The sequence below is a fragment of the Candidatus Babeliales bacterium genome (assembly GCA_035944115.1).
Lineage (GTDB): Bacteria > Babelota > Babeliae > Babelales > Vermiphilaceae > DASZBJ01.
The window spans coordinates 18,196-42,996 of the sequence record DASZBJ010000049.1; the positions used below are offsets into that span (position 1 = coordinate 18,196).

Genomic DNA, 24,801 nt, shown 5'->3' on the forward strand with positions numbered 1-24,801 from the left:
ATCTCCTTTTGTTAAAAACCGGTCAAGGCAGCATTCCATGCCAAATCTTCTTCCCATGCATTTTCTCGTGCAGCATTTTCTTGTTGGTTAGCCGCATCAGGCTCTCGTTGTGCGGTTTCTTCTGCTTGAACTTTCTTTTCTTGTTCCGTGGTCTGCCGATCTTCTTCTGGTTGGTATTTTTGCCATGCAGCTTCCTCTGCGTGCCTTTGTTCTTGTTTGCTTTTTTTCTTTTTTGCTAACTCTGCTCTTTCCATGCTCGGAAAACGCTTTATGTCTTCTTTTGCTTTTTCTTGTGCCAGTCGTCCTGCTTGCTGCGCAATTATTCGGCCTTTCTCTCTGGTCGTTGGATCAGCAGCTTCTTTTGATTCTTCTTGTCCTTCTTTTATCTCACCGTGCGGAGTGTGCGCTTTTAGAGCCTTTGATTCTTGCTCTGGTGTGCGCGCTGCTTTGGCGGCGTTAAAGAATGCTTCTTGTCTTTGTTTATCACCGTGACCAAACGTTTTTAATGCATGACGTAATTCTTCGCTTTTCATACCTGCTGGCGCATTTTGATTTTGTATTTGTCTTACCAGCCACTCACTAAATATTTGATCTGCTATTTCTTTTACCTGTTTTTTTAACAGTGCGATTCGCTCTTCGGGTAATCGTGTATATAGATGAAACTCAATGCCGCTTTCTGGATTAAGGCCATAGGCAGCGTTCATAAGTAAGCGAGCTTGCAATGCGTCGTTAATATCGATTTGTTCTGTTCTGTATTTATCTATAATTGATGCGATACACGTATGCCTGCCTTTGCTAGCATCCCAACATGAGGGGTCAATCATTTCCGGCCACGGAACACAAGCACCAGAGTCTGCCAACATAGCTACGCTGTCAACGATATCTTTAGGAATAATGATTTGCTGCAATGATGCGACTGAGTCCATACTGCCTTCTTGTAATTCTAGCAAGTCATTGATAAGTTTTTTATTAAAATCATACATATCAAAAATACGTTCAAACATTTCAGGTAAGTTGACCTTAGCTATGCCTATATTTTTAATAAAATAATACCATGTACAACTTGCGTCATTACGGACATTACCAAATAACGGAATGTTGGCAGAAAGAAGCACATTTTCGATTGTACTGCCGAAGGATGTGCTGGAGTTTTTTTCTGCATACTCATTGATTGTTTGGTGCGGTGAAGCATCGTTGAATAAGCGGTTGAAGATAAATGGATAACTGTTTTTTTCAAAAGATCGCATGAGCGTGTACAGTTCTTGGATAAAGAACTGGTAAATTCTATACTTTCCTGGCTCTGCATGATAGAAAACATATTTATCGTGTTGATAGGCAAAGAGCTCTTTTTTGATGCATTCTTGGACCACAGGATCTTCTATCACTGGTGATTGTTTTGTCCCATATGCAGGCTCTATTTCATTTCTAAATTTTTCATAATGTATCAATGTTGGTATTGGTGCATTTTGTAACAAGAAGGCGCGGCGAGAAAGGTGAGGTTTTCTCTGAGCGGTTTCTTGAGGGAACTTTTTTGCCAGTAGTGCAAAGATCTTTGGATGTTGTTGCGCATAATCAAAAGCGGTAAATCCTGCTTTATCTGTTATATAAGGATCGATTCCTTGTTTTAACAAAAATTCAACTCGCCTTTCGTTGCCCTCAATAATTTTTTCTATCAGAACCGTTTCGCCTCTTTTATTAGTTTTATTGATGACATTTTTCAACATCTCTGGTTTTAATAATTTGATCCAATGATCATCCAAGGTGAAGATTGCCTTGCGAAAAATTATCTCAGCTGTAGATGCATCTATTTTGGCCCCTCTTCTGAGTAATAATTTTGCTACATTGAGTGCATTGTATTCTTCATGGAGTGTGTCTGAGTCATTCTTATTGATTATTACCCACTGTAATGGTGTTATGCCATCGGCAGATTTTGCTTCAATATTTGCTCCATGATTGAGCAATAGCAGCGCTATAGATTGATATTGCCCTGGGCTGTCTCCCTTTATCCGATCTAAAGCTGTAATTAATGGTGTCTTGCCGCTTTGATCGATGGCATCAATATTGGCATTGTTCTTGAGCAGCAGTTCTACCACACTTGTATTGCCGTGCCTTACGGCTATATTTAATGGTGCGTAGCCTTTCACGCCTATCGCGTCAATCGGAGCACCTTGCTCGATTAAAACGTTAACAAAATCTGGGTCGTTAAATTGACTTGCTAGGTACAGTAAACTTCTGCCATACTCTGTAGTGGCATTTATATCGCCTCCTTGCTTGATCCAAGAGCGGATATGATTTTCTTGATCAATCCGACCGGCCCCGGGGATTATTTTGAAAAATTTTGTTGTTTTTGTTTGATCGGATTGCATTGCAAATAATGGCATTGCATTGCATAAAACGGCAATGATTAATGATGTGATAATTATTTTATTACATTTCATTGGTATTGCCTTTCTATTCTTTGTCTTGATCTTTTACAATATTTACATCCATGATCACCGGTAGATGATCACTCGCAGCACTATAATAAATATAGCAACCTACAATGGGTAGATTCCATGTTTGAGCGCAGAATATAAAATCTACTACCGTTCCCGTCCAGACCGTGTAATAGGGGCCAGTGCCCCCAGCTTGTGTAAAGCAATCTTTAAACCTGTGCTTTTCAATAAGATCAAGAGGCTCTGTTGGTATGTGTTGCATGATATTTTGTACGCCAGATGCTTTTTGCCATTGTATAAAGTTAGTTGTTTGTAAATCCCAAACAAGTTTACCTGACACATGATATTGATAATCTCTTTGTCGTACTGCGTTCCAATCACCGGCCAATAAAACGTTTTGATTGATGTCATGTGCTGCGGTTTCTACGAGCTCTTGCGCTTCGAGTGTGCGCATCAAACCAGTTGCGTCTCGAACATCTAAATGGGTGTTATAGAGTGATATGGTCTTGTTATGAGGAAGTTGAATGAGCCGATTAATGAAATTTCTTTTTTCTGATTGTTCTTTGTCGCTGTCATATATTTTTTTCACGGGCTCTCCGATGTATGGATGTTTTGAAACGATCATATTACCAAAGGGATCGTTTCCCCAGAGTTTCATAGACATGAAGGTTTGATGTGTATAACCCAACGCTTTAAAATCGTTCTCTATTTTTTCTGGATTAAATAATCTAACTTCTTGCAATAATAGGATATCAGCATTGATAGTTTTGATTGTCTCCAGAATGCTCGGATAATTTTTTTGTTTCAGTGGATCGGTCCAGAAATGAACGTTGTAGATTGCAATACGAACAATTCCAGGAGTTTTTTCAGGAATGCGTTGATTTTGCACGGCATCTCGCGCGCAATCTTTGATAAATGATGGAGCGATTGTAGCGCGATCTAAAACTCCCTCTGTTGCATATGCTTGCCAAATAGATGCTGGCAGATGTTCTTGAACGTATGCGTCTTCTTTTGTTTCGGCTTCTTCACCTTTGCGGGTTAAAGCTCGTTTCTTATTTTCTTTTTCTACACTAGGCATGCGTCTTATTCCTGATTGCGCTCGCTCTTGCGCTACCCGTGCAGCTTGCTGTGCGATCGCTTCTCCTTTTTCCTGTATAGTTAAGTCACCCTGTGCCTGTATGTCTTTGCCAGCTTGTTGGGCTTTGCGTGTTTTTGCGGCTTTAAAAGCCTCAAAAAATGTTTTTTGTCGCTCAGGATCATCCTTGCCGTAATAGCGTAATGCATCATGGAATTCTTCGCTTTCCATATGCATTGATCTATCATTGGTATCAATCTGCTTTGCAAGCCATTCACCAAATAGTTCATCAGCAATTTTCTTTACCTTTTTCTTAAGATCATTGATCACCTCTTCAGATACACGGGTGTAGAGATGAAATTCAATGCCACTATTTGGATTGAGGCCATATACAGCATTCATTAATATGCGCGCCTGCATATTGTCGTCAATTTCAATTTCACCGTTTCTATATTTATCGATAATAGAGGCTATGCAGGTGTGGCGACCGAATGTTTCTTTACCAACCTTGCCTATTCCGGCGGCCTCTGCACTCACTGCTTGTGGATCCCAGCATGATGGATCAACTTCTGTTGGCCAGGGGAAACAGTAACCATGAGTTGCAAACATAGCCACGTCGTTGACAATGCTTTTAGGGATAATTATTTGTTGCAATGACGCTTCTTTTTCCAACAACCCTGTTTGCAGCGATAATAGTTGATCAATATATTTTTTATTAAAATCATAGAGGTCGAAAATACGTTCAAAAAGAAGAGGTAGCTCAACGCCACCGGTTGCTTCTTCATTATTAAGAAAATAGTACCATGAGCAACTGCCGATATTATTTACATTGCCAAACAATGGTATGTTGACGGACAATAGTACGTTTTTAGAAGCACCTAGTTTATGTGCCTGCCATGGTTTTGTATCGATATATTCATTGATGGTCTGTTCTGATGCAGCATCTTTAAAAAAGCGGGCGAAAATAAACGATTTGTTTGTTTTAATGAATGGCCGCATCAATGTATGTAATTCATCGAGAAAAAATTCATATATTCTATATTTACCAGGTTCGGATCGATAGAAAACGTATTTATTTTGCTGATAAGCAAGACGTTCGTTTGCCATGCATTGCTGTACAATGTGATTTTGCAATAAAGGGTATCCTTGTGTTCCATACTTACTTCTTTCTCCATATTTGGATTCTATTGCATCACCGATCTCTTTTTTCCTGTAATGGGCTTCTGTTGGCGTCAGGACATCTGATGAAGCTACAGTGGTTAATAATTCAGGATTTTCGTGTTCCTGCTGGCGTAAAATAGCAATCATCCTCGGATTATTCTTGGCGTAAAGAAACGCATCATATCCGTATTTGTTTTTTGCATAAGGATTGGCGCCATATTGCATGAGAACGGTAACAATATTCGGTCGGTTTTTGATAATGTTCTCTATTAAAGCAGTTTCGCCTTGTTCGTTCGGTACATCGAAATCAGTGGGTATGGTCCTTTCTAATAATGATGCCAACAGTGTATGATTGTTAGCCTGTACTGCTTGATTAAAAATAGTGCGAGCGAGTGCATCATCAATGGCAGCTCCTCTATCAAGCAATACCTTTATTTTGTTTAGGTTATTTCTGTCAGCTGCTATTTGTAACGCGCTGTGCCCATTTTTATCAGTTGCATTGATATTAGCGCCTCTACTCAGTAATAGCTCTGTTATAGTTGCTCCTCCCGTTACCATGAGTGGTGTTTGACCATCATTGTTTGTTGCTTCAATGTTTGCCTTTTGATCAAGCAACCAGGTGACTATTTTTAAATCGCCGCCGAGCACTGTCGATTGCATTAACGCGGTGCGACCTTTTTTATCTAGTTGCTCAATGTTGGCACCCGCTTTGACTAATAATTGTATTAAATCTAAATCTCTTTGTACCAGCGCAAGTGACAAGGCGCAGTCATCGTCATTATTCACTACATTCACGTCGATGTTTTTCTGACTAAGCAATAACGGAATGAGGTTCTTTTGGTAGTATCTAATGGCATATATTAATGGGCTATCACCATATGGGCCATCGGTAGCATTAATATCGGGATTTTTAATCAACCACTGTGTAACCCAATCTATGCGATCGCTTATAATTGCTTGGAAAATATTTCTTGGATTATGTTTTGTCCTGTTTAAAATTTCCATGAGCTCTGGGTTAAGTGTTGCATATCGAAATGCGTTATCCCCATGCTTGTCTTCTAGATAGGGATTTGCTCCATGTTCTATTAAAAATGTAACATTCTGATCGTTGCCCGCGGTAATGGCTGTGATTAAAAGAGTTTCTCCTTTATTATCACGTTGATCAAAGTTAAGGGCAAAGCCCTTTTTTTGTAATATTTCAATCATTTCATCATCACGTGCAGATAATGCTTGCATGAAAATTTTGTTGATGAGTATGCTATCAGCTGCAGCGCCTCTATCAAGAAGTAATTTTATAATTCTCCAGTTCTGACCTTGTTCCATCATATACTGTAGTGGTGTCTTTTTAGATTTAGGGTCAATGATGTTAGGATCCACTCCTTGACCTAACCAATGTTTAATAGAGTCGAGTGATAAAAATTCAATCGCTTCAAAAATGTCTTGAGTTCCTCCCGGGTCAGGTTGCATTGCAAAGGACGGTAGCATGCTGCACAAAATAATAAAAATTAATGATCTAATAATTATTTGATTACATTTCATTCGTCTTGCCCCTGATTACAATCTACTTATTATTGTGTTGGTATAGAGCAACAAAGGTACTCAAATATAAAACACCAAATCAATAATTGTATTGATTTGGTTTCAAACTGTTCATTTCCTTGTTCAGAAGTCTGTTCTGTGTGGTGGCTCATTTTGTATTTCGTTCGAATTGCAGTAGAATGCATTTGTTGATGGTTGAGAGAATATACAATAGAAGGAATAATGAGTATGGATATGATACTAGACAAACAATCACGTTTGTATGGCTATATAGTTGGCGTAATTATTGTTGGGGTGATGGCATATCATATTATTGAGCAGCGAAGGATGTTGCATAGTATTGCTGAGCAGGTACGGGTGAATCAAGAGGTGCAATCTCAAACGACAGAGCCACAAGAACAGGCGCAGCCAGTAGTGATTGAAAAAATTGTTGAAAAAAGCGAACTGTGGCGTCCGATTCAGGAAAAAGTAAAAGATACGGTTGTGCAGGTATTTTCTCAAGTGGTGAAAATGGATCTTTTGCAACCATATAAAACGCCAGCGCAAGGATCTATGACAGGAAGTGCATTTTTTATTAATGATAAAGGTGATCTGATTACCAATGCGCATGTAGTTAACCAAGCAAGAGCAATCTGGATTCAAATTCCATCGTTAGGAAAGCGTATTATTGATGTTGAGTTGGTAAGCATTAGCCCTGACCGTGATTTAGCGTTGTTGCGTTTAACACCAGAATCACTCGAAACAGTAAAAAGTATATTGGGAGAAGTTCCGTATTTAAAGCTCGGAGATTCTGATACAGTAGTTCGTTCTGATGAAGTTTTAGCGCTTGGGTATCCACTGGGCCAACAGTCTCTTAAAAGTACCACAGGCGTTATTAGTGGTCGAGAAGGTATGTTTATTCAGATGAGTGCTGCAATTAATCCGGGTAATTCTGGTGGACCACTTTTAAATAATAAAGGTGAGGTTGTGGGTATTAATAGCGCAGGTGTGGTTGAAGCGCAAAATGTTGGATACATTATTCCGATTAATGATTTAAAAAATGTTTTGACCGATTTATACCATGTGCCATTGTTACGCAAGCCATTCTTGGGAGTCTTGTTTAATAACGCAACAGAATGGTTAACAGAATTTTTAGGTAACCCTCAGCCGGGTGGTTGTTATGTGGTTGAAGTGATTAAAAATTCTACATTGTATAAAGCAGGAGTAAAACCAGGGGATATGATTTACGAACTTAATGGACATCAACTCGATGTGTATGGCGAGATGACTGTGCCATGGAGTGAAGATAAGCTCTCTATCGTTGATTATGTATCACGGCTTTCTGTTGGAGAGAATGTTGATTTGGTTGTGTATCGAAAAGGGGTACGTAAAAAAGTTGCAGCTAAATTTAGCCAAGCGGAATTACCACCTATTAGAAAAGTATATCCTGGATATGAAAAGATAGATTATGAGGTTGTTGGTGGCATGGTGGTTATGGAACTTACCTTAAATCATATTCAAATTATGGGTGGCAGTATTTCTGGATTACAGCAATATGCTGAAATGAAAAACCAGAGTGATCCGGTGCTTATTATTACTCATATTTTCCCGAGTTCTCAATTGTATCGTACACGTACGTTAACCGTTGGTTCAACGATTAGAGAAATCAATGGAATAGAGGTGCATACCTTACCAGAATTGCGTGGAGCACTTAAAGAAGGCATAAACAATAAATTTATGACGGTTAAAGCTGCTGATAACGTATCTCGCGCGTCAGAAAACGTGTTTGTTGCATTGCCGTATGCAACGGTATTAAAAGACGAAGCGATATTGGCGCATGATTATCATTATGCAGTCACCGACACGGTTAAAGAGTTGTTCGCGTTAAAAAATCCGACGGTGGGCCAAGCATTTAATACGGTTACTACGTAATTATTTTAAATTGTTAATAAATTATACCCCTCAATATTTGCATATAGCAGTATTGAGGGGTGTTTGTTTCAATCAGTTTTATTTCTTTTAGTCGCAACAGTCTTGTTTTTTTATTCCTTATAATGGTAGTTTGATTTCAGATAGGGAATCATTGTGGAGGTATCAATACGGGGATAAAAATTATGAATCGTGTAATGAAACAGCTATTACTAAGCCTTATGCTGGCACCATGCATGGTACAATCTGCAGCAGCTCCAGGCGGAGATGAACAAGAACAAAAAGATACTTGGGGTGCAATGCAAGCATCATTGCCAGATCAAGAAAAGGTAAGGGCGCAGCGTAGACGTGCGGAGGTTATTGAGAAGTTTAATCGACAGCAAGAGGTCGAGCGACGTCGGCAAGCGGAGCACCAAGCAAAGCCTAAAACAAAAAAAGGTGTATCGGCGGCGCAACAGGAAGGGCGTGTAGCGAGGCGAGTAGCTCCAACACAAGTCGCAGCGCGAGCTGGTCAAGAAGAAAGAAAAGAAGAAGATGAAAAGGTGCGAGAAGAACGAAAGCCAAGAGACTATACCGATGAAGGGATGAGAAGATTAGTTGGGGGGCATGGTATTCCTAAAGAATTAGGCGAATCAATAGAAAAGTTTGCGCAGCCGAAACTTTTTGAAAAAAGCGCACAAAAAAAATTGAATTCTATAATAATTTCTGGATTGAATGAACGGGTAATGGCTATTAGTTCAGACAGTACATTTATTGCTACAGGATCTATGTATGGCTATGTATATATACGAGATGCGCGCACCGGCGGGATAGTGCGTAGATCTAAAGAGGTTGATCGTACAGGTCCAATACATAAAATAATATTGAGCGAGAATCGCCAAATAGTTGTAACAGCATCCGGCAATCATGCACATATATGGGATGCCAATACATTAGAATTATTATACACCCTTAGACGTCATATGAGTGTTATAACTTCTATTGCCATCGATCCTAACAGTCAGTTTATTGTAACAGGATCTGCAGATACTACTGCACGCGTATGGGATGCTCATTCAGGAGAATTATTACATACTCTAGCCGGTCATACGAATCGAATAACATCTGTTGCCATCAGTTCAAATAGTCAGTTTATTGTAACAGGGTCTGAAGATAATACTGCACGTGTATGGAGTTTTGCCGGAGTAATACTTCATACGTTAATGGATGATGCTCAACGTGAAATATATTCCATTGCGATTAGCCCGAATGGTCAATTCATTGTAACACATGGAATTAGCAATAACACTACACATGTATGGAATGCTGATACAGGATCGTTATTATATCGCGTGAGTCCATCCGTCATAGATAGAACGCTTTCATCTACTTCCGTGGAGGCTGGGCAAGGATATGTGTGGAGAATGCTGATCGCAGGCAGTCTAGGGGGTCCTGCGGTCATTAGTCCTAATAATCAGTTTTTTGTAGCCGGTTTTACCGGTAATGGAATGAGGTGGAATCTTTTTAAGGGATGGAATCTTTCTCATGGAACATTGATAAATAATTTTTATGAGAGAAATTGGATAATAAGCAGTGCCGTAGCGATTAGCCCAGATAGTCAGCTTGTTGTAACAGGATTGTATAATCCTTCAGATCCAATCGAAACAAGATTTAATAAAGCATGTGTATGGAATGTGAATACAGGGGAGTTAGTATACACACTTACAGGTCATACAACCGCAATACGTTTTGCTGTTTTTAGCCCAGACGGTCAATTCATTGTAACTGCATCAGATGATTCCATACGTATATGGAGAGCAAAGCCATCATTGCCCATTGCGTCACATGCTCGTAAATTCGTTGATATTCAACCGACGATTAAGCCTGTTATTGATCGAGTAGGAGTGCTGCTTGAACGAGTAAACCAGATGGCGTATTTTCCCCAATATCGATTGAATGCAATACAAAATTATATTGAGATGCTTAAGGGGGCTGATCCAGCTGGGCAAGGTCTTGCGGCATTTGTTGATGGCATTAGCCAGGCAATTGAACAAGAATTTGAAAAAGGAAAAGCAGAGCATATGAGACAAAGTCTCGTGGGATCAGCAGCAGATGCGGCCGGCATGGGGGTGTATTTTGATGAATAACTTAGTTTACGCCGGATATTGAATAATCTGACTATATCATTTGAATAAAGAATAACGCGCTTGTAATGTGTATATATTACAGGCGCGTTTGTTGTTATGTACTTGAGTATCCATGATGCTGCGGTTGTGTGATTTTCGTATAACTTCTTCTTGTAAATGGATTATGCGTTATTTTTCTACCATTATCTTTCTTTAGCCTGTTATTTTTTTGTAATGATTAAGTAACGGTACTGATGTTAAAAAGAGGTAGTTATGCATAATTCACGGCCGGAAGAAGTGGTCATCAAACATGAAAATAACCAGTTTATTATTGAGCAAAAAAATGAGACGCCATAGGGAGGTTTTATGAAGCAAGTGCAGTTATTATTCGAAGGTCAACGTACATGGCTAGGAGTGCAAGAAGCGGTGCAACATTCTGTTGTACAGGTGGTAGCACAAGTGGCAACCTTTGATTGGATTGAGCCATACCGGGTTGATGAGCAGCAAGAGGCGAGAGGTACAGGTTTTATTATTGATGTTGAGGGGCATGTGATTACCAATGCACACGTGGTAGATCAAGCAAAAACAGTTTGGATACATGTACCAGCATTTGGAAAAAAAGTTATAGCAGTCGATGTAGTCAGTTTTTGTCCGGATCGTGATTTGGCGTTATTGCGTATAAAGCCTGAAGGCAGAGAATTTTTTAAAAAGCAGCTTGGATCAATTATACCGCTAACATTGGGCGATTCTGATTCTGTGCAGCGTACGGATAATGTTTTACTGGTGGGGTATCCGTTGGGGCAGTATGGAGTCAAAACGGTCACCGGTATTATCAGTGGTCGCGAATCGGGTGATGGCAGAACGCTACTGCAAATTACTGCACCGGTTAATTTAGGTAATTCTGGGGGGCCGCTGATTAATGAATATGGAGAAGTTGTCGGTATTGCTATTGCGATGGTGTTTCTCGCGCAAAACATTGGATATGCAATTCCAGTTAATGAATTAAAGGCTGTTCTTGAAGATTTGTATAAGAATAAATTTGTGCGTCGTCCGACATTAGGAGTTCGATTTAATTATGCAACTGATGAATGTGCGCGATATTTTGGTAATCCTGTGCCTTCTGGCTTTTATATTAACACGGTATTTCCGGGTACGTTATTGGAAAAAGCAGGTGTTTTAGCGGGAGATATGTTATACGAGTTTAATGCGTATGCTTTAGATTCTTTTGGTGAAGTAATAGTGCCGTGGTGCAGTGATAAATTAACGATTCATGATTTAGTAGCGCGTGTCAAAATTGGTGATCAGATAGGGATTATTTTGTATCGAGCAGGAAAGCGTATTGAGTTGTCGTTCACTTTTGATCTTGTTCCTTCTTATGCGATTCGAATGATGTATCCGTTGTATGAACCGGTTGATTATGAGATTTTTGGAGGGATGGTGGTTATGCAGCTTGTTGATAATCATATTCCACTACTAGCCGAAAATGCACCATCTTTGATTGATTACAGTAAAATGGAACATAAAGTAGGGCCACGGCTTGTCATTACTCATATTTTCCCTGGATCGGTTATACAACAGGGGCGTTGTTTTACGAGTGGGTTTATTATTACGCAGGTTAATGGCATGGCAGTGGCAACGCTTTCTGAGCTATCACATGCAATAGTACAAAACAGGGATAAAGAGTTTGTAACTATAAAAACAGAAGATGGCATTTTGGGAGTGTTTTTATTACGGGCAATAGTAGAAGATGAAGTGCGCTTGTCTTCTGATTTTTCCTATCCGATTTCTCCTGTGATGGAAGAGCTTTTGAAGGATAAATGATTGCGAATTCGATCTAATAAAATAATTTTTTTAGATTTCCGTAAAGAAACTTTGCGTGCTATAAAGCCTGATTATGATAAAGGATTATTGTTTTGCCGTCATCACGAACGAAATGATTAATACGATAAAATCTAACTTTTATATAAAATCGTTAGATCGAATTCACGTTAAATAATGTATGGCACGTGTGAAATTTTATAACTGGTTATATACTTAACATGTGATAATTAAATTGAAAATGTGTGGGGGAATATACGGTGGCAATAGCTAAAAAACGTCTTGATCAATTAATATGCGAACGAATGCCGCAGTATTCACGCAGCCAGGTGCAAAGTTGGATTATGCAAGGTAAAGTGTTTGTGGATGATATGGTGGTTACCAAATCAGGAACCATGGTTGCTGATGATGTAGCGATACGCTTGGATGTAGATGAGCCAAAATACGTGGGCCGTGCGGGTTTTAAATTAGAAAAAGCGCTAGATTATTTTAAGATAGATGTGCACGATTATGTTGTGCTAGACGCCGGCCTTTCAACGGGTGGATTTACCGATTGTTTGTTGCAAAATGGTGCGCGAAAAGTTTTTGGTGTTGACGTTGGCTATGGTCAGGTGCATGAAAAGATTCGTAATGATGATCGTGTGATAGTAATGGAAAAAACGAACCTACGTAACCTTGGTACGGTTGGAGAATTGGTTGATTTGGTGACGCTTGATTTATCGTTTATTTCAATACTGAAAGTTATGCAAGCGGTTGCCGGGATGCTCAAAGAAGGTGGTGTTTTAATTACCTTGATTAAGCCACAATTTGAAGCAGGCAAGGAACAAGTTTCGCGCGGCGGCATTGTAAAAGATCCGGCGGTACATGTGCAGGTAATCGAGCGAGTAACGCAAGGCATTGTTGCATATGGATTTGAATATCTTGGTGTAACCGAGTCGCCAATTGAAGGCACCATGGGAAATAAAGAGTTTTTGGCGTGTTTTAAGAAAATAACAGCTCCTATGCAATAATAACTGCACAGGAGCTATTTCTCTTCTTTCATTTTTACAGATTTTGATGATTTTTGGATCAGTCAAAATCGTGCAGCAGCGGCAGGACCCTGCGCAGGGCGGAGTCGGGCACGTGCAGCTTGATAATCTTGTTCTACTTCGCGCTCTAGTACCCGCAGTTGTTGAAAGGTAGAAATTTTTTGTGCGGGCGTGAGGGGCGACGGTGTTTGCAATAGGCGCCTGAGCGCATGTAGTTCTCTCACTTTAAGCAAAGATTCGACAGGCATTCCTTCGATGGCTTCTCGTTTTAGTCGTAGTTCTTGGGCTTGTTGTCGTTCGGCAGCAGACATTCTTTTGGCGAATTGGTACATTCCATGATTTGACGAAGTTGAGATCATAAGCGCTATTGCGGCGAGTTTAATAGATTGTGATATATTCATGAGAAGTTCCTGTGTAAAGGTGGTATTATCCAAATGTTATCGTTTTTAGCGTATAATCATCTGAAATTCTGCCCAGCTATCAGGTCTTTTTCCCAGAACGCCATAGCCTGTTTCCCCATTTGTCTTCGTAATTCTATTAATTTTTCACAGGTGAGCGGCAATTGTTTTTGTGGTTCGGGTGGAGCAACCAGTCTAGGGGTCGGTTGTTTTGATATCCTTACTCCAAATGTCATCATCGCATGAGCGGGCGTAACTGATGTGACGAATATCATCGTCACGAAAATGATATAGTTTGACATAAAATGTCCCCTTAAAATAGTCATAGTATATTAAGCATGCTCTTCTTCTGTCTCTGCTTCAAGGTATTTTGCAAGAACAATAATTTTTGCAGTTAATCGTTTAAATTCGGTAAACGCTTCAGGCGAATTTTTTATGAGAGGGTATAGATCAGCGAGTTCCTGTTTTAATGCTGCAAGTAATTGTGAGATTTCATTGTTAGATAATTGTGGGCCATGTTCTATTGCGGTACATTCCTTTTCTTGCAGGTCGATAGATGTCTCGCAGTTGTTATGCGTTGATCCAAGTAGCAGTATGATGCACGCAAGATTGAGCAGCGGGTTATAGTTTTTTTTAGTCATAATTGTTCCTTGAAAAATTGTTACTCATGCTAGCTATTTATAATAACTTTGTTACACTGTTTTTTCAATTCAGATATGCGCCTGTAGCTCAATTGGATAGAGTACCGGACTTCGAATCCGTTGGTTGCAGGTTCGACTCCTGCCAGGCGCACCATACTACGTTCTGACGAGCTTACGGCTGGCATGCCAGTTTTATCAAATAAATAAATATTAATAGCGCATTGAACTCAGTAAAGACAATTTTTGGAATAATAAGCATTCGTGATATAATGCCATAGATATCTATGGATTTTATGTATAAGCGCCCGTAGCTTCCTACTACGCCAAGGCTACGTAGGACATGCAGGTGGATAGAATACAGATTTGAAATAATTAAGTATAAGCGCCCGTAGCTCAGGTGGATAGAGCGACAGATTCCTAATTTGTAGGCCACAGGTTCGAGCCCTGTCGGGCGCACCAGTCATTTCTGCAAGAAATGCCTGGCAGGCCAGTTTTTTTAAGGGACTTACATCTAGATCGCTTAAAAGCGAAGGTTGTCCGCCGGAGCAACAACCGCCGTCGACAGCAAAGGTTGAATTGGCGTAGGAGGATCATGAATAAAACACATATTATTATCGGTGCTTCAGCAGCAGGAATTGGGGTTTTAAATAAGCTTTCTCAATTAGTTCCTGATGACACCATCATTTGTATTTCAGCGGAAAAAGAGGCGCCTTATAATACATGCCTGCTTGCAGATTATGGCGTTGGTGAAAAAACGGTTCAAGAGCTTTCTATCTTTAACTCTGATCGACTGCGTAGTAATCATTCGTTATTATTGGGGGTAAGAGTGGTGGCAATAGATAAAGACGCGAAAATAGTTGCCTGTTCTGATGGCCAAACGTTTCAGTACGACACTCTTTTTATTGGAATGGGCACAGCTGCCACTAAACCGAACATAGATGGCATTGATGCAGCAGGAGTTTTTACCTTTCATACTATGGCTGATTGCCAAACTATTGCCAGCTATATAAAACAACAACCTGTAAAACGAGCAGTGGTTGTTGGAGCAGGACTTACCGGTCTTGAGGTGGCAGATATGCTCCATGCGCATAACGTTTCTGTTGCAGTGGTTGAAAAACAGCCCCGTGTGCTGGCCTCATTAATTTCGCCTGAAGGATCGCATGTTATAGAAGATGCGATGATGCATAGCAATATACCATTTTATGCGAATGATATGGTGCTGCAAATTGTGCACGATAATGGTGTTGTGACTGGTGTTCAGCTTGCAAGTGGTGCATTTATTTTTGCTGATGTGGTTGTGGTTGCCGTAGGCGCTACACCGAATACAGCGCTTGCCCAACAGGCAGGAATTGCCGTTTCGCAGTACGGAATTATTACGGATGAGTATCTGATGACGAATGTGTCCGGTATATGGGCGGGCGGTGATAATGCGCAAGTTCGATGTAAATTTACTAATGCATATGTACAAAGCTGTACCTGGCCAGATGCGATGCAGCAAGGATTAATTGCAGCTCAGGCAATGGCGGGAGTGCCAAAGGTCTATCCGGGGGCAACCCGTATCACCGATTCATCCTTTTTTGGCATTGAATTTCAGGCGGGTGGCGTGCCCTATAGCGCCAACAGCGAGCATGAAATTATTACTGAGCCTAGGGATGGCGGCGCATATTCAATCATATTAGAAAATAATAAGCCAGTAGGTTTTTTCGGCATTGGGTCTCATGCGATATCTCGCGAGTATAAAAAACGCCTTTTGATGGGCTAAAAATTGGGCGAGAGCCCTCTTTTTTAGGACCGTTTGTTTTATTTTTTTATATTGCTACAGTATCTGAGAATGTATTTGTAAATATTATTTTTGCAAATGAGGTACAAATAGAATATTGCATGAAGGTGTGATATTTACGCGGTAGTGAGGCAAGAGGTGAAGGTATATAATTTTGAGGTTTAATGTGAGGATGTCTTATGAACGTTAAAATGCAGATTAATAAAGCATTTTTTTCTTTGGCAATGATATCGTTGAATATAGGTTTATCAACCCCGTCAGTCGTGCATGCAGGAGTGATTAACGAGACGAGCAGCATGTTGGGGAAATTGGTAAAGGATGTGGTTGCTGGGGCAAAGCATGCAGGTGTTACCACTAAAAGAGGATGCATCTGGACAAAGCGAACAGCAACAGTTGCAGCTCCTTATATCATTACCGGTGCGGTGGCTGGAAGTGCAGCCCTGGTATCAGGGTATGTGTTGCTAGCGGCACTCAGATTGATTAAAAATGGAACGTTAGTTGCGGCGCATGAGCTTGCAAATGTATTTGTTTGCGGATATGAACAGACGCAGCAGTATAAATCAGTATTAGAATGGCAAAAAGATGATCTACATTCTTTGTATCGTAGACATATGCCTGGCGAAAGAGATTTATTGAAAGATTTAAAAGCGTACTGGCATCTACACGGGCCAAAATCGGGCACGCTTTCTTTTCATGATCACATGAGAACTTCCATTCGCCTTGATCTTGCTGATCTTGAAGCGATGTTCCAAGAGATGAAAAAGTTGAGTAATAAGTGGGATTTGCTGAACCTGTTTTCTACTAAATCATTATTTGAAGATGCGGTGGAAGCGGCAAAAAGAGTGTCGGGACATTATTATGATCCAATATTTAAGTTTGAAAACCTTACTGGTCCGGAATATGCGGCGATGAGCAGGGCATTTTATATGCATGTACTAGCTCCAACAAAAACAATCCCATCAATTGTAGTACCGTTGTGGTGGAATTATGTATCAGAAATTTGTTTAATGTGGACAATCCAGAAGAAGATATATCAATTGCAAGCGATGGAACGTGTTATCAGTAACGACTCATCACAACCGGTAGCACAGCATGCTCATATTACGCATCACCTTGGATAATGATTTGCCATAGATTTTAAAGTGATTGTATAAAAAATGAAATTGATGCATTTGAAGAAATCTCAAATGCATCAATTTTTTTACTTAAAATGGTCAGTTTTTTATTTATTATATTGTTGTACCTGTCTTTGATATTGAGATGCAAATTCCCCCGCTTCTTTATGTAAATTTAATTCTTGCAATGTTTTTATTGATCTTTCACCTTCTCTGATCACATGATCTAATAGCACAGGGTGTATGATAGATTTCACGGCTTTACCAGCAGTTCTTGCAGTTTTGTTAAATTCATCCAACTCTTTACTAGCTTTAAGAGATAATTTGACCATCATTTCTTTTTCGCTTTTTGGAATATTATTAAATTTCATGGATAATTTGTCTGCTTTTAGAAATAGTTCTCTTTCAGCTGGATCGAGTAAATGAGCGGCAAAAGCAGCATGCTCACTATTTATTCGATTCCAGAAAACTAATTCATCTTGAGGAGAGTATTTTATTGCGTTTAGTTTATCGGTAAGATAATCAAGCTCTAACGTGGTGTGGTTAATAAATAATGGGAAGATCCATCCAATCCATTTACCTTCTTCTAAGGCAGTAAGGGCTTTTATTTGAAACTCACGTTCTCTTTTTAGTAAAGGTAACACAGTGTTCATGTGTTCCATACTGTTTGGGTTTGCATTAAAAGTTGTTCTAAAATCTTCAAAGAGTTGGTGAATTTCTAAAGCTTCTGCTTTAAATTGAGCATCTTCAAAACCTAAGTGAAGGAAGAGGGCATGCTCAGACATTTGTCTTACCCAGAAATCAATCTCATCCGAAGCAACTGCTACAGGCGCTTTGATTTCCATATATCTTGATGGATTGCTAAAGTCAGACACTCTGCTGAATGGTTTACTGTTTTCTGTTGCTTCTTGGCCTTTTACAGCAGATTTACCCATGCTAGCCTTTAATTCTCCAGTTGGTTGTTGGGAGATGTTTTTTACAGAGGCACCTGGTTTAGCGGCATATATCCCTGTTTTTGGGTTATAAAAATCCTTAGTTTTTTCACTTTTTTTAGCCTGAGTAGCGCAAGCAGATAACACAAGGGCCATTAAAATTATTTTTTTCATATAAACTCCTTTTATTGATAACGAAATTAGGGCACGGAATTCGTGCCTGTTAAGCTCACCATAACAAACCAAGTTCCAAATAGTCAACAATATAAATAAATCGCGCTTCTTTTTTATTCAGTCTGAGTGTGACAGGAGTTTGGCCTGCCGGGTAGCATTATTTGCAAGAGAGGGCGGCTATTGAGTAGTTATGCGAAATATACAAAATCCGAGCATCTTTTTAGGTGCTCGGATTTTCATTATCCCAAATACTGCTCATTTTGAGTAATACTACCGAAAGTTGTGGTGTTTCTACTACATGTGTTAATGTATTTATTCTCTGTAGTTTTTTCTTTAAAAGATGTGCTTGTTTGAGTTGTTGATAGGTATTGATACTATGAAACACTCTGGAGATAGGTATTTCTTGAATCCGACCATCACCATGTAGATATGAGCTTGCTTCGATAAGAGTGTTATTAGCAATATCTGCAACAACGAGTAAATGCCCCGGAATCCAAATGATATCACCGGGTTCTAGATCATCTTCTTGGCTGATGGGGGTTAATGCTTTTAGGATGGTAAAGCTGTTTTTAAAATAAAATGGCATGCCAACAATTTGTGCGGATTGAGCAATCATGTTTGAACAATCCATTCCCATTTTTATCGATTTTTTATCTATCTGTGGATAGTAATAGCTCGTATTTGTTGCAATTTTTTCGGTGACAAATGATTCATTCGGATATCTTTGAGTAAAGCTGCACCCACCCCAAACATAGGGAATAAAAGTGTTAGAGTTACAACACCATGATCTTAAAATAGTTATAAACATATCGATTTTTTCCTGTTTGCTCAGGTGATTGGCCACAATGCAGAGATGTTTGGGGATAGCTTGGATTGAGCAAGAAACTTTTTTTGGATTAAGAATATAGACCGATATTTTTTCTGGGTTGTTTTGTTCCGGTGCTTGGACAAATCGTGTGCCTGCAGAATAACAGATTTTGTTCTTTGAGTCGTAAAAAGGTGTATGAAGGGTAACTATTTGTTGTTCATTGGTGTGGTGTTTCTTATTTTTGAAATCTATTGGGGTCGGTATGGTATCAATCGGATATTGTTTTTTTTGTAACGTATCGAAATCGAGTAAATGTTTTTTTTGGACCCAGTATGTTGTATATTTTTTTGTACCGTTTGCTGTTTCATAATAAAGATTGGGGATGGAAATGCGAGCTTGATCATCTTTGTGTTCTAAAACCTCAACCGTTTCATTAAATAATAGTTGATGGATTCTTGGACAGCGTCTATCAAGTGCATCCAAAGGTAAATTTTCATACGTATAGAGTTGGCTTTTTTCAATTGGGCTGCCAGCAAGATCGGTAACTGGTACTATTACAATCGCTTGTTGCGCGGTCGTAATAGTGTTGAAAAAAATAAGCATGCGGAAGCAATTTTTGTAAACCTGCGTGTGCATGGCATTATCCTTATTTATTTTGGTACCAGATTCTTTATTTGACCATCATACAAATTATGGGTGCTGTTTTGAAAGAGCTTGATTAATTCGATACAAATAAATTACATATTGAAAATCATTGAAAAAAATTTTAGAATGCGATATCGTATTAGCGAAATGAATCGCTTGGGGTTAAAGGGGAGCGCGGTATGAAAGTGAATAGAATTCATCAGTATAGTTTTTTTGTAATGACATTGTGGGGCGGTATGATTATCGGGCAGGGGGATGAATGGACTTGGTTGCATCGTAAAATTTTTACCCAGCAGGAATTGAAAAATAATAGTTATAAGAAAGAACTATTGTTTTCAAAAGAGGATTCTCAGCCATTTTCGCAGATGATGTTTTCTTGGAATGCTGTGCGTGATCATGAAGGGCATGTTTCGTTTTGGTCTCAAGTGCGCAACCCGGAGACAAAGCAATGGGGAGTTTGGCATAAAATGATGGATTGGGGCAATGGGATACAGCGATCTTTTGGAGGGAGTAAAGATGCGCATACAAGGTATGAACATGTGCGGTTGGAGTTGCAAAGTGGTTGTTATGCAGATGGGTTTCGTATAAAAATTATTGCACACGATGGTGCATCGTTAGGATCAATAAAATCATTTGCTGTTTCATTATCAGATTACAGTAAATTTGAGCCAGAGGTGGTGCCTAACGGAGGGATTCGTTTTCCATCGTTATGTCTTGATGGAGTGCCTAAAAAAGCGCAGCTTGGTCTTGACCATCCGCGTGCAGCGCATTTATGTTCGCCAACGTCATGCAGCATGGTCGTTGGTTATTTTATGAACGAATCGATTGATGCGGTTGATTTCGCACAAAAAGCATTTGATGAAGGTTTAAATGCATATGGCAGTTGGCCATTTAATACTGCGCATGCTTTTGAGGAATGTAACGGTGCAGTGTGGTTTGCAACAGCGCGTATGCATTCGTTTCAAGGTATGTATAAGCAGTTAAGGCGTGGTATGCCCGTTGTTGTAAGCGTGCGTGGTTGGATAGATGGGGCACCTAAATCATACGATAGTGGACATTTATTGGTGGTGATTGGGTGGGATGCGCGTACGCAATCGGTGATTTGTCATGATCCTGCATTTGTGAGAGATGAAGATGTGGTGAAGTATTATCCAATACAAAGTTTTTTACTTGCATGGGAGCGTTCCCGTCGTCTTGTTTATGTAGCAGATCCTGTGGTTTAGGTATTTTAGGGGTAATTACGTCATTACATGATTAGTGTAATGGCGAATTTAATAAGGAGATATTATGATGACTATACAGCGTATGGCATACACAGTAATGGTGATTGCAGTATGTGGAGCGCAAGAGGTGGTTGCGCAAACAAAAAATACATTATTGCAGGTGTATCATCATCGAGCTGCGCAAGATGTACCAGCGATTGAACTGGGTCAAGTAGTGTTCTATTGCACCCGTCCTCCGGTGATTAAAGAGTTACAAACGACAAACAAACATGAAAGAATATTTTCCCTAGAAAACATTGCAGTCAATGATGCAGTCAAGCAACAAATTAAGCAGTTTAATGCTATAGATGCAAAAAAATATAAGGCAACAATTGAGCTTGCGCACAGTGGATTTAAATTGCATTTATCATTTGATCCTGCACAGGTTGGGCTTGATTGGGGTAACTTTGTAGCGATTAAAAATGAAGCAGGAATTGGATTTAGATTATATGATACACACTATTTGCAGATATTGGGGCAAAAGCGAGATGGTCTTTTAAAAACAGTTTCTGCAAAAAAAAAATTGTGTGTTGTCATTGATTGTGGTCATGGAGGAATAGATAGCGGCGCAGTAAGTAAGCATAATATTGCAGAGAAAGATGTCGTACTATCAGTAGGTAAATCGTTGGCTCAATTTTTGCATGCATCAGGTACAGACGTTTTTTTGACACGCAGTGAAGACGTAGCGATTCCATTGGATGACAGAACGTCATTTGTTAATAGTGTACAAGCGGATTTAATGGTTTCTATTCATGCAAATGGGGCAGGGAATGAACATGCATCGGGGTTTGAGACATTTTGTTTGCCCAGAGAGCAGTTACAGGTGGCAGGTTCTGTCTTGTCGTCAGATTATAAAAATATAATATATGGCATGCAACGTGATCGTAATTGTAGCAGTGAGGAACTCGCAGGACATATTCATAGCAGTGTGATGGGCGCAGTAAAAAAAAAATATAAAAATGTTGTGGATAGACGAATGAAGCATTCCGTGGCGCAGGTTCTTTTAGGAACGCATACTCCAGCAGTTCTTGTAGAAATTGGTTTTTTAACTAATGAGAGAGAAGCAAAACTGCTTGCTGATGCTGATTATCAAAGTTGCATTGCTCAAGCAATACGTGATGGTATTCTGCAATATAGTAAGATTTGATATCACCGGCTTTACTATTGTACGAAAGGATTGATAACTGGTACTCTTTGGTATACAGTTAAAACGCATGAGTATAAACGAGCATATTTTGCTTATTTGATGGCTTTTTTTAAATAATGATAGAGAACAATGTTGGTGACGGTGATTTGGGAAGATTTTCTGAAAATTGTAAAAAATGACGTGGGGAGCCGTGTTGTAGAAACATGGTTTAAATCAATGTCATTTGAACGGTGGGATGGCGAATCTAAAATCGTATATCTCAAAGTTCCTAATTTATTTGTTCGCGACTGGGTGCGTAATAATTATATGTTGATTATTCAGACGCATTTGGGACGATTATTACATGTTTTAAGCCCCTCCATTGTTTTTGTGCAGAATAGTGAAAAAAGTACGAGCGGTGTCATCGTATCGCGTGACACTGATATAAAAAAAACTTCTGATGCAAATATATCATTTGCTCCTGCGCTTCTCGATAAAAAAGCAGCATATCCCGATCGCGTGTATACGTTTAATACATTTGTTGTTGGGCCATCGAATTCTTTGGCATATGCTGCAGCGCATGCAGTAACAGAGCAGCCGGGTTATTTATATAATCCGTTGTTTATTTACGGACGAGCAGGGCTTGGTAAAACACACTTATTGCATTCGATAGGTAACACATTAAAGGCAAACAATAAAAATGCAGTTGTCCTTTATCAAAGTACGGATCGATTTGTGAATGAGTTTATTACCGCGATTCGTTTTAATAAAGTGCAAAAATTTCACGCAAAATATAAAAGTATAGACGCATTATTAATGGATGATGTGCAATTTATTGCTAAAAAAGAGCAGACTCAGGAAGCATTTTTTCATATTTTTAATTTTTTGTATGAATCCCGTAAACAGATTGTTTTATCGAGTGATGTTACTCCGCAAAGTATGCAGGGGTTGGCAGATCGATTGCAATCCCGATTTGGCGGGGGGCTTGTTACTGACATCCATCTTCCTTCGCTAGAGACTAAAATTGCGATTGTAAAAAAGAAAGCAGAATTGAGTGGTGAGATACTGCATGACGATGTAGCTCATTTTATTGCGGCAGCAACAGTTGCAAGCATTCGTGAGTTGGAAGGCGCTTTGATTCGAGTCATGGCGTATTCATCATTAACCCAGGAAAGAATAACCGTAGATGTTGCTAAAAAAGTGTTGGGCTACCCATTAGATGTTAAGATGGGAGGAACCGATTTTGACGCCATTGTAAACTGTATGCAAAAGTATTATCCCTATAATCGTGCGCAGTTATGTTCTAAAGCGCGCAATCAGGATCTTTCATTTGCGCGACAAGTTGCTATGTATTTATGTAAAACGGTTGCCAATAAATCATTGCGTGAAATCGGTGATTTTTTAGGTGGCCGAGATCACTCTACTGTTGTACATGCGATTAATAAAATTAAGCGCTATGCTGATGAGCAGGAGGGCTTTCGCGAACAACTGAGGCAGATGGAGCAAGATACTCTACGTTAGATGTATATTGCTGCGTGCGGAGTTGTCTTTTTGTGCAGAATATCATGTTGTTTGCGCAGTGTCCCAACAGGTGCTTATAGTAAGTGACATGGTTTTTAAAGGTTATTTCTTTTTTAAATCCAACCATAGTAGGAAAATGTTCGGTATCAACAATAACGAATTTGTTTGTATCTTTTTCGATGATGAAATTTGCAAGATGTGGGTCAACTTGTAAATGTAAAAAATTACAGAGCTCTATAGCAAATTTACGTTTTTGTGGACTGGTATAAGCGGGCGCTGGATGTGATTCTATTGCGTCAGCGATAATTGCGTATATCCCTGGGATTTGTATATTGCAGGTTGGTTTTTTGCCAATGTTTTTACTGGTAATATCTACCCAAGGGCAACCCTTAGGCAACCATGCCCATTTGCGCGGTATATCAACGCGCTGCGCCCAATAAGGGTCTGTTTGTAATTGGTTCTGTACATACTGGTGATTAACAAGGCGAGTAAACCCGGATAAATGTCTATTGACGCCTCCCCCCATATAAAAAAGATATATAGGAATAAAGCCTTTTTCCCAGGGGTTAGTAAAGCTTTCTGGTGTTTCAATAAACAGTTTTACAATGAAAGGCGCATGTTTGTTTTTGACTACCAAAAGCCCAGAAGCTTTTTTGCGATTAAAATCTTTTTTTTGAATAATCGTAAAATCTGTATAACTATGTTTCATTAATTTTATTTCTTGGAGAAGTTGCTCAATCTGTGCGCTTAATACAGTGCTGTTAATAGATTGCGTTGGGTTATATCGGAATGTAAGGGGATGATTTTCTGGTAATAGGAACCCTCTAAATTGTTTTTCATCAAATGTGCCAAACCATGGATATTCTTCTAAATGCGCATTGCGTAGTGTATGCGTTTTATTAGAATCAACCCATTTAAAGGTTAATTCTGGCATCTGCGGATCAATGGGTCTCTGTGGGCTGCGACTATGTATAGCAGACGCTATCAAGAGCACGAATGTTGTAATTATTTTATATATATAATTCACCTGGTTTATCTCTGTAAATTGTTATTAAATATATAAACACGTTTACGGACTTTATATTATTTTCTGCTTACAATAACAGGAGTGTGCAATATATAGCAAGAAAACATGGATAAAGTTTTTAAAAAGAGTTCTTGTTGTATATAGCTATATCTGTGTATAAATTTTATCAGTTATTGTTTTTTTAAATACTCTGTTGATAATATAAGCCTGTAATTTTAATTGTCTAGGCAATGATTTTTTTTGTTGGTTGATGTTCTTGAGTAACTGGGGTAGTTTCAGTAAGAAAAGTAATAGGAGAGATAT

Annotated in this window: 17 protein-coding genes and 2 tRNA genes; 11 read left to right on the forward strand and 8 right to left on the reverse strand. The window is 39.3% G+C overall.

All coding sequences use genetic code 11. The features are described 5' to 3' along the window. Positions 1-11: 11 nt before the first annotated feature. Both VGT41_06075 and VGT41_06080 read right to left on the reverse strand, forming a co-directional pair. Positions 12-2,438 carry an ankyrin repeat domain-containing protein gene (locus VGT41_06075; protein HEV2601829.1) on the reverse strand — a complete coding sequence of 809 codons (2,427 nt, stop codon included), beginning with the start codon at positions 2,436-2,438 and terminating at the stop codon, positions 12-14. Between the two features lie 13 nt (positions 2,439-2,451). Further along, on the reverse strand, positions 2,452-6,210 hold the full coding sequence (locus VGT41_06080) for an ankyrin repeat domain-containing protein (GenBank protein HEV2601830.1): 3,759 nt from the start codon (positions 6,208-6,210) through the stop codon (positions 2,452-2,454). 228 nt (positions 6,211-6,438) lie between these two features. On the opposite strand from VGT41_06080, the gene VGT41_06085 reads away from it, so the two are divergent. The 4 genes from VGT41_06085 to VGT41_06100 all read left to right on the forward strand — a co-directional run bounded on the left by VGT41_06085 (position 6,439) and on the right by VGT41_06100 (position 13,051). Beyond that, on the forward strand, positions 6,439-8,121 hold the full coding sequence (locus tag VGT41_06085) for a trypsin-like peptidase domain-containing protein (GenBank protein HEV2601831.1): 1,683 nt from the start codon (positions 6,439-6,441) through the stop codon (positions 8,119-8,121). 182 nt (positions 8,122-8,303) lie between these two features. Beyond that, positions 8,304-10,244, forward strand: a complete 1,941-nt coding sequence (locus tag VGT41_06090; GenBank protein ID HEV2601832.1) for a hypothetical protein — start codon at positions 8,304-8,306, stop codon at positions 10,242-10,244. Positions 10,245-10,589: 345 nt separating this feature from the next. Then, the gene (locus VGT41_06095) at positions 10,590-12,044 is read left to right on the forward strand and encodes a trypsin-like peptidase domain-containing protein (GenBank protein ID HEV2601833.1); all 1,455 of its coding nucleotides are present in this window, start codon (positions 10,590-10,592) and stop codon (positions 12,042-12,044) included. Between the two features lie 257 nt (positions 12,045-12,301). Next, positions 12,302-13,051: a TlyA family RNA methyltransferase gene (locus tag VGT41_06100; protein HEV2601834.1), complete on the forward strand. Its 750-nt coding sequence runs from the start codon at positions 12,302-12,304 to the stop codon at positions 13,049-13,051. A 62-nt stretch (positions 13,052-13,113) separates the two neighbouring features. Here the strand turns inward: VGT41_06100 and VGT41_06105 are convergent, their stop codons facing one another. From VGT41_06105 to VGT41_06115, 3 genes are read right to left on the reverse strand one after another with little or no spacing between them, the layout of a single operon-like run. Then, a complete protein-coding gene (locus VGT41_06105; GenBank protein HEV2601835.1) occupies positions 13,114-13,470 on the reverse strand; it encodes a hypothetical protein in 357 nt (118 codons plus the stop codon). A gap of 56 nt (positions 13,471-13,526) precedes the next feature. Next, positions 13,527-13,769: a hypothetical protein gene (locus tag VGT41_06110; GenBank protein ID HEV2601836.1), complete on the reverse strand. Its 243-nt coding sequence runs from the start codon at positions 13,767-13,769 to the stop codon at positions 13,527-13,529. 30 nt (positions 13,770-13,799) lie between these two features. After that, positions 13,800-14,108, reverse strand: coding sequence for a hypothetical protein (locus tag VGT41_06115; protein HEV2601837.1), 309 nt, complete (start codon positions 14,106-14,108; stop codon positions 13,800-13,802). A gap of 77 nt (positions 14,109-14,185) precedes the next feature. On the opposite strand from VGT41_06115, the gene VGT41_06120 reads away from it, so the two are divergent. The 4 genes from VGT41_06120 (at position 14,186) to VGT41_06135 (ending at position 17,009) form a co-directional block, all read left to right on the forward strand. Further along, positions 14,186-14,262 (forward strand) — tRNA-Arg (locus VGT41_06120). A gap of 228 nt (positions 14,263-14,490) precedes the next feature. Next, a tRNA-Arg gene (locus VGT41_06125) sits at positions 14,491-14,567 on the forward strand. A gap of 133 nt (positions 14,568-14,700) precedes the next feature. Further along, positions 14,701-15,870 carry an FAD-dependent oxidoreductase gene (locus tag VGT41_06130; GenBank protein ID HEV2601838.1) on the forward strand — a complete coding sequence of 390 codons (1,170 nt, stop codon included), beginning with the start codon at positions 14,701-14,703 and terminating at the stop codon, positions 15,868-15,870. 197 nt (positions 15,871-16,067) lie between these two features. After that, positions 16,068-17,009, forward strand: a complete 942-nt coding sequence (locus VGT41_06135) for a hypothetical protein (protein ID HEV2601839.1) — start codon at positions 16,068-16,070, stop codon at positions 17,007-17,009. Between the two features lie 101 nt (positions 17,010-17,110). Here the strand turns inward: VGT41_06135 and VGT41_06140 are convergent, their stop codons facing one another. Both VGT41_06140 and VGT41_06145 read right to left on the reverse strand, forming a co-directional pair. Beyond that, entirely contained in the window at positions 17,111-18,109 is a 999-nt protein-coding gene (locus VGT41_06140; protein ID HEV2601840.1) for a DUF2935 domain-containing protein, read from the reverse strand. Positions 18,110-18,329: 220 nt separating this feature from the next. Beyond that, the gene (locus tag VGT41_06145) at positions 18,330-19,553 is read right to left on the reverse strand and encodes a hypothetical protein (protein HEV2601841.1); all 1,224 of its coding nucleotides are present in this window, start codon (positions 19,551-19,553) and stop codon (positions 18,330-18,332) included. 188 nt (positions 19,554-19,741) lie between these two features. Here VGT41_06145 and VGT41_06150 point away from each other — a divergent pair, with 188 nt between their 5' ends. From VGT41_06150 to dnaA, 3 genes are all read left to right on the forward strand, one after another. Beyond that, positions 19,742-20,785, forward strand: coding sequence for a C39 family peptidase (locus VGT41_06150; protein HEV2601842.1), 1,044 nt, complete (start codon positions 19,742-19,744; stop codon positions 20,783-20,785). Positions 20,786-20,849: 64 nt separating this feature from the next. After that, positions 20,850-21,971 (forward strand): N-acetylmuramoyl-L-alanine amidase, encoded by a 1,122-nt coding sequence (locus VGT41_06155; protein HEV2601843.1) that lies wholly within the window; start codon positions 20,850-20,852, stop codon positions 21,969-21,971. 129 nt (positions 21,972-22,100) lie between these two features. Beyond that, entirely contained in the window at positions 22,101-23,471 is a 1,371-nt protein-coding gene (gene dnaA, locus VGT41_06160; GenBank protein HEV2601844.1) for a chromosomal replication initiator protein DnaA, read from the forward strand. Here the strand turns inward: dnaA and VGT41_06165 are convergent. Then, the gene (locus VGT41_06165; GenBank protein ID HEV2601845.1) at positions 23,398-24,498 is read right to left on the reverse strand and encodes a hypothetical protein; all 1,101 of its coding nucleotides are present in this window, start codon (positions 24,496-24,498) and stop codon (positions 23,398-23,400) included. The two genes, dnaA and VGT41_06165, sit on opposite strands and share 74 nt — an antisense overlap. Between the last annotated feature and the right edge of the window lie 303 nt (positions 24,499-24,801).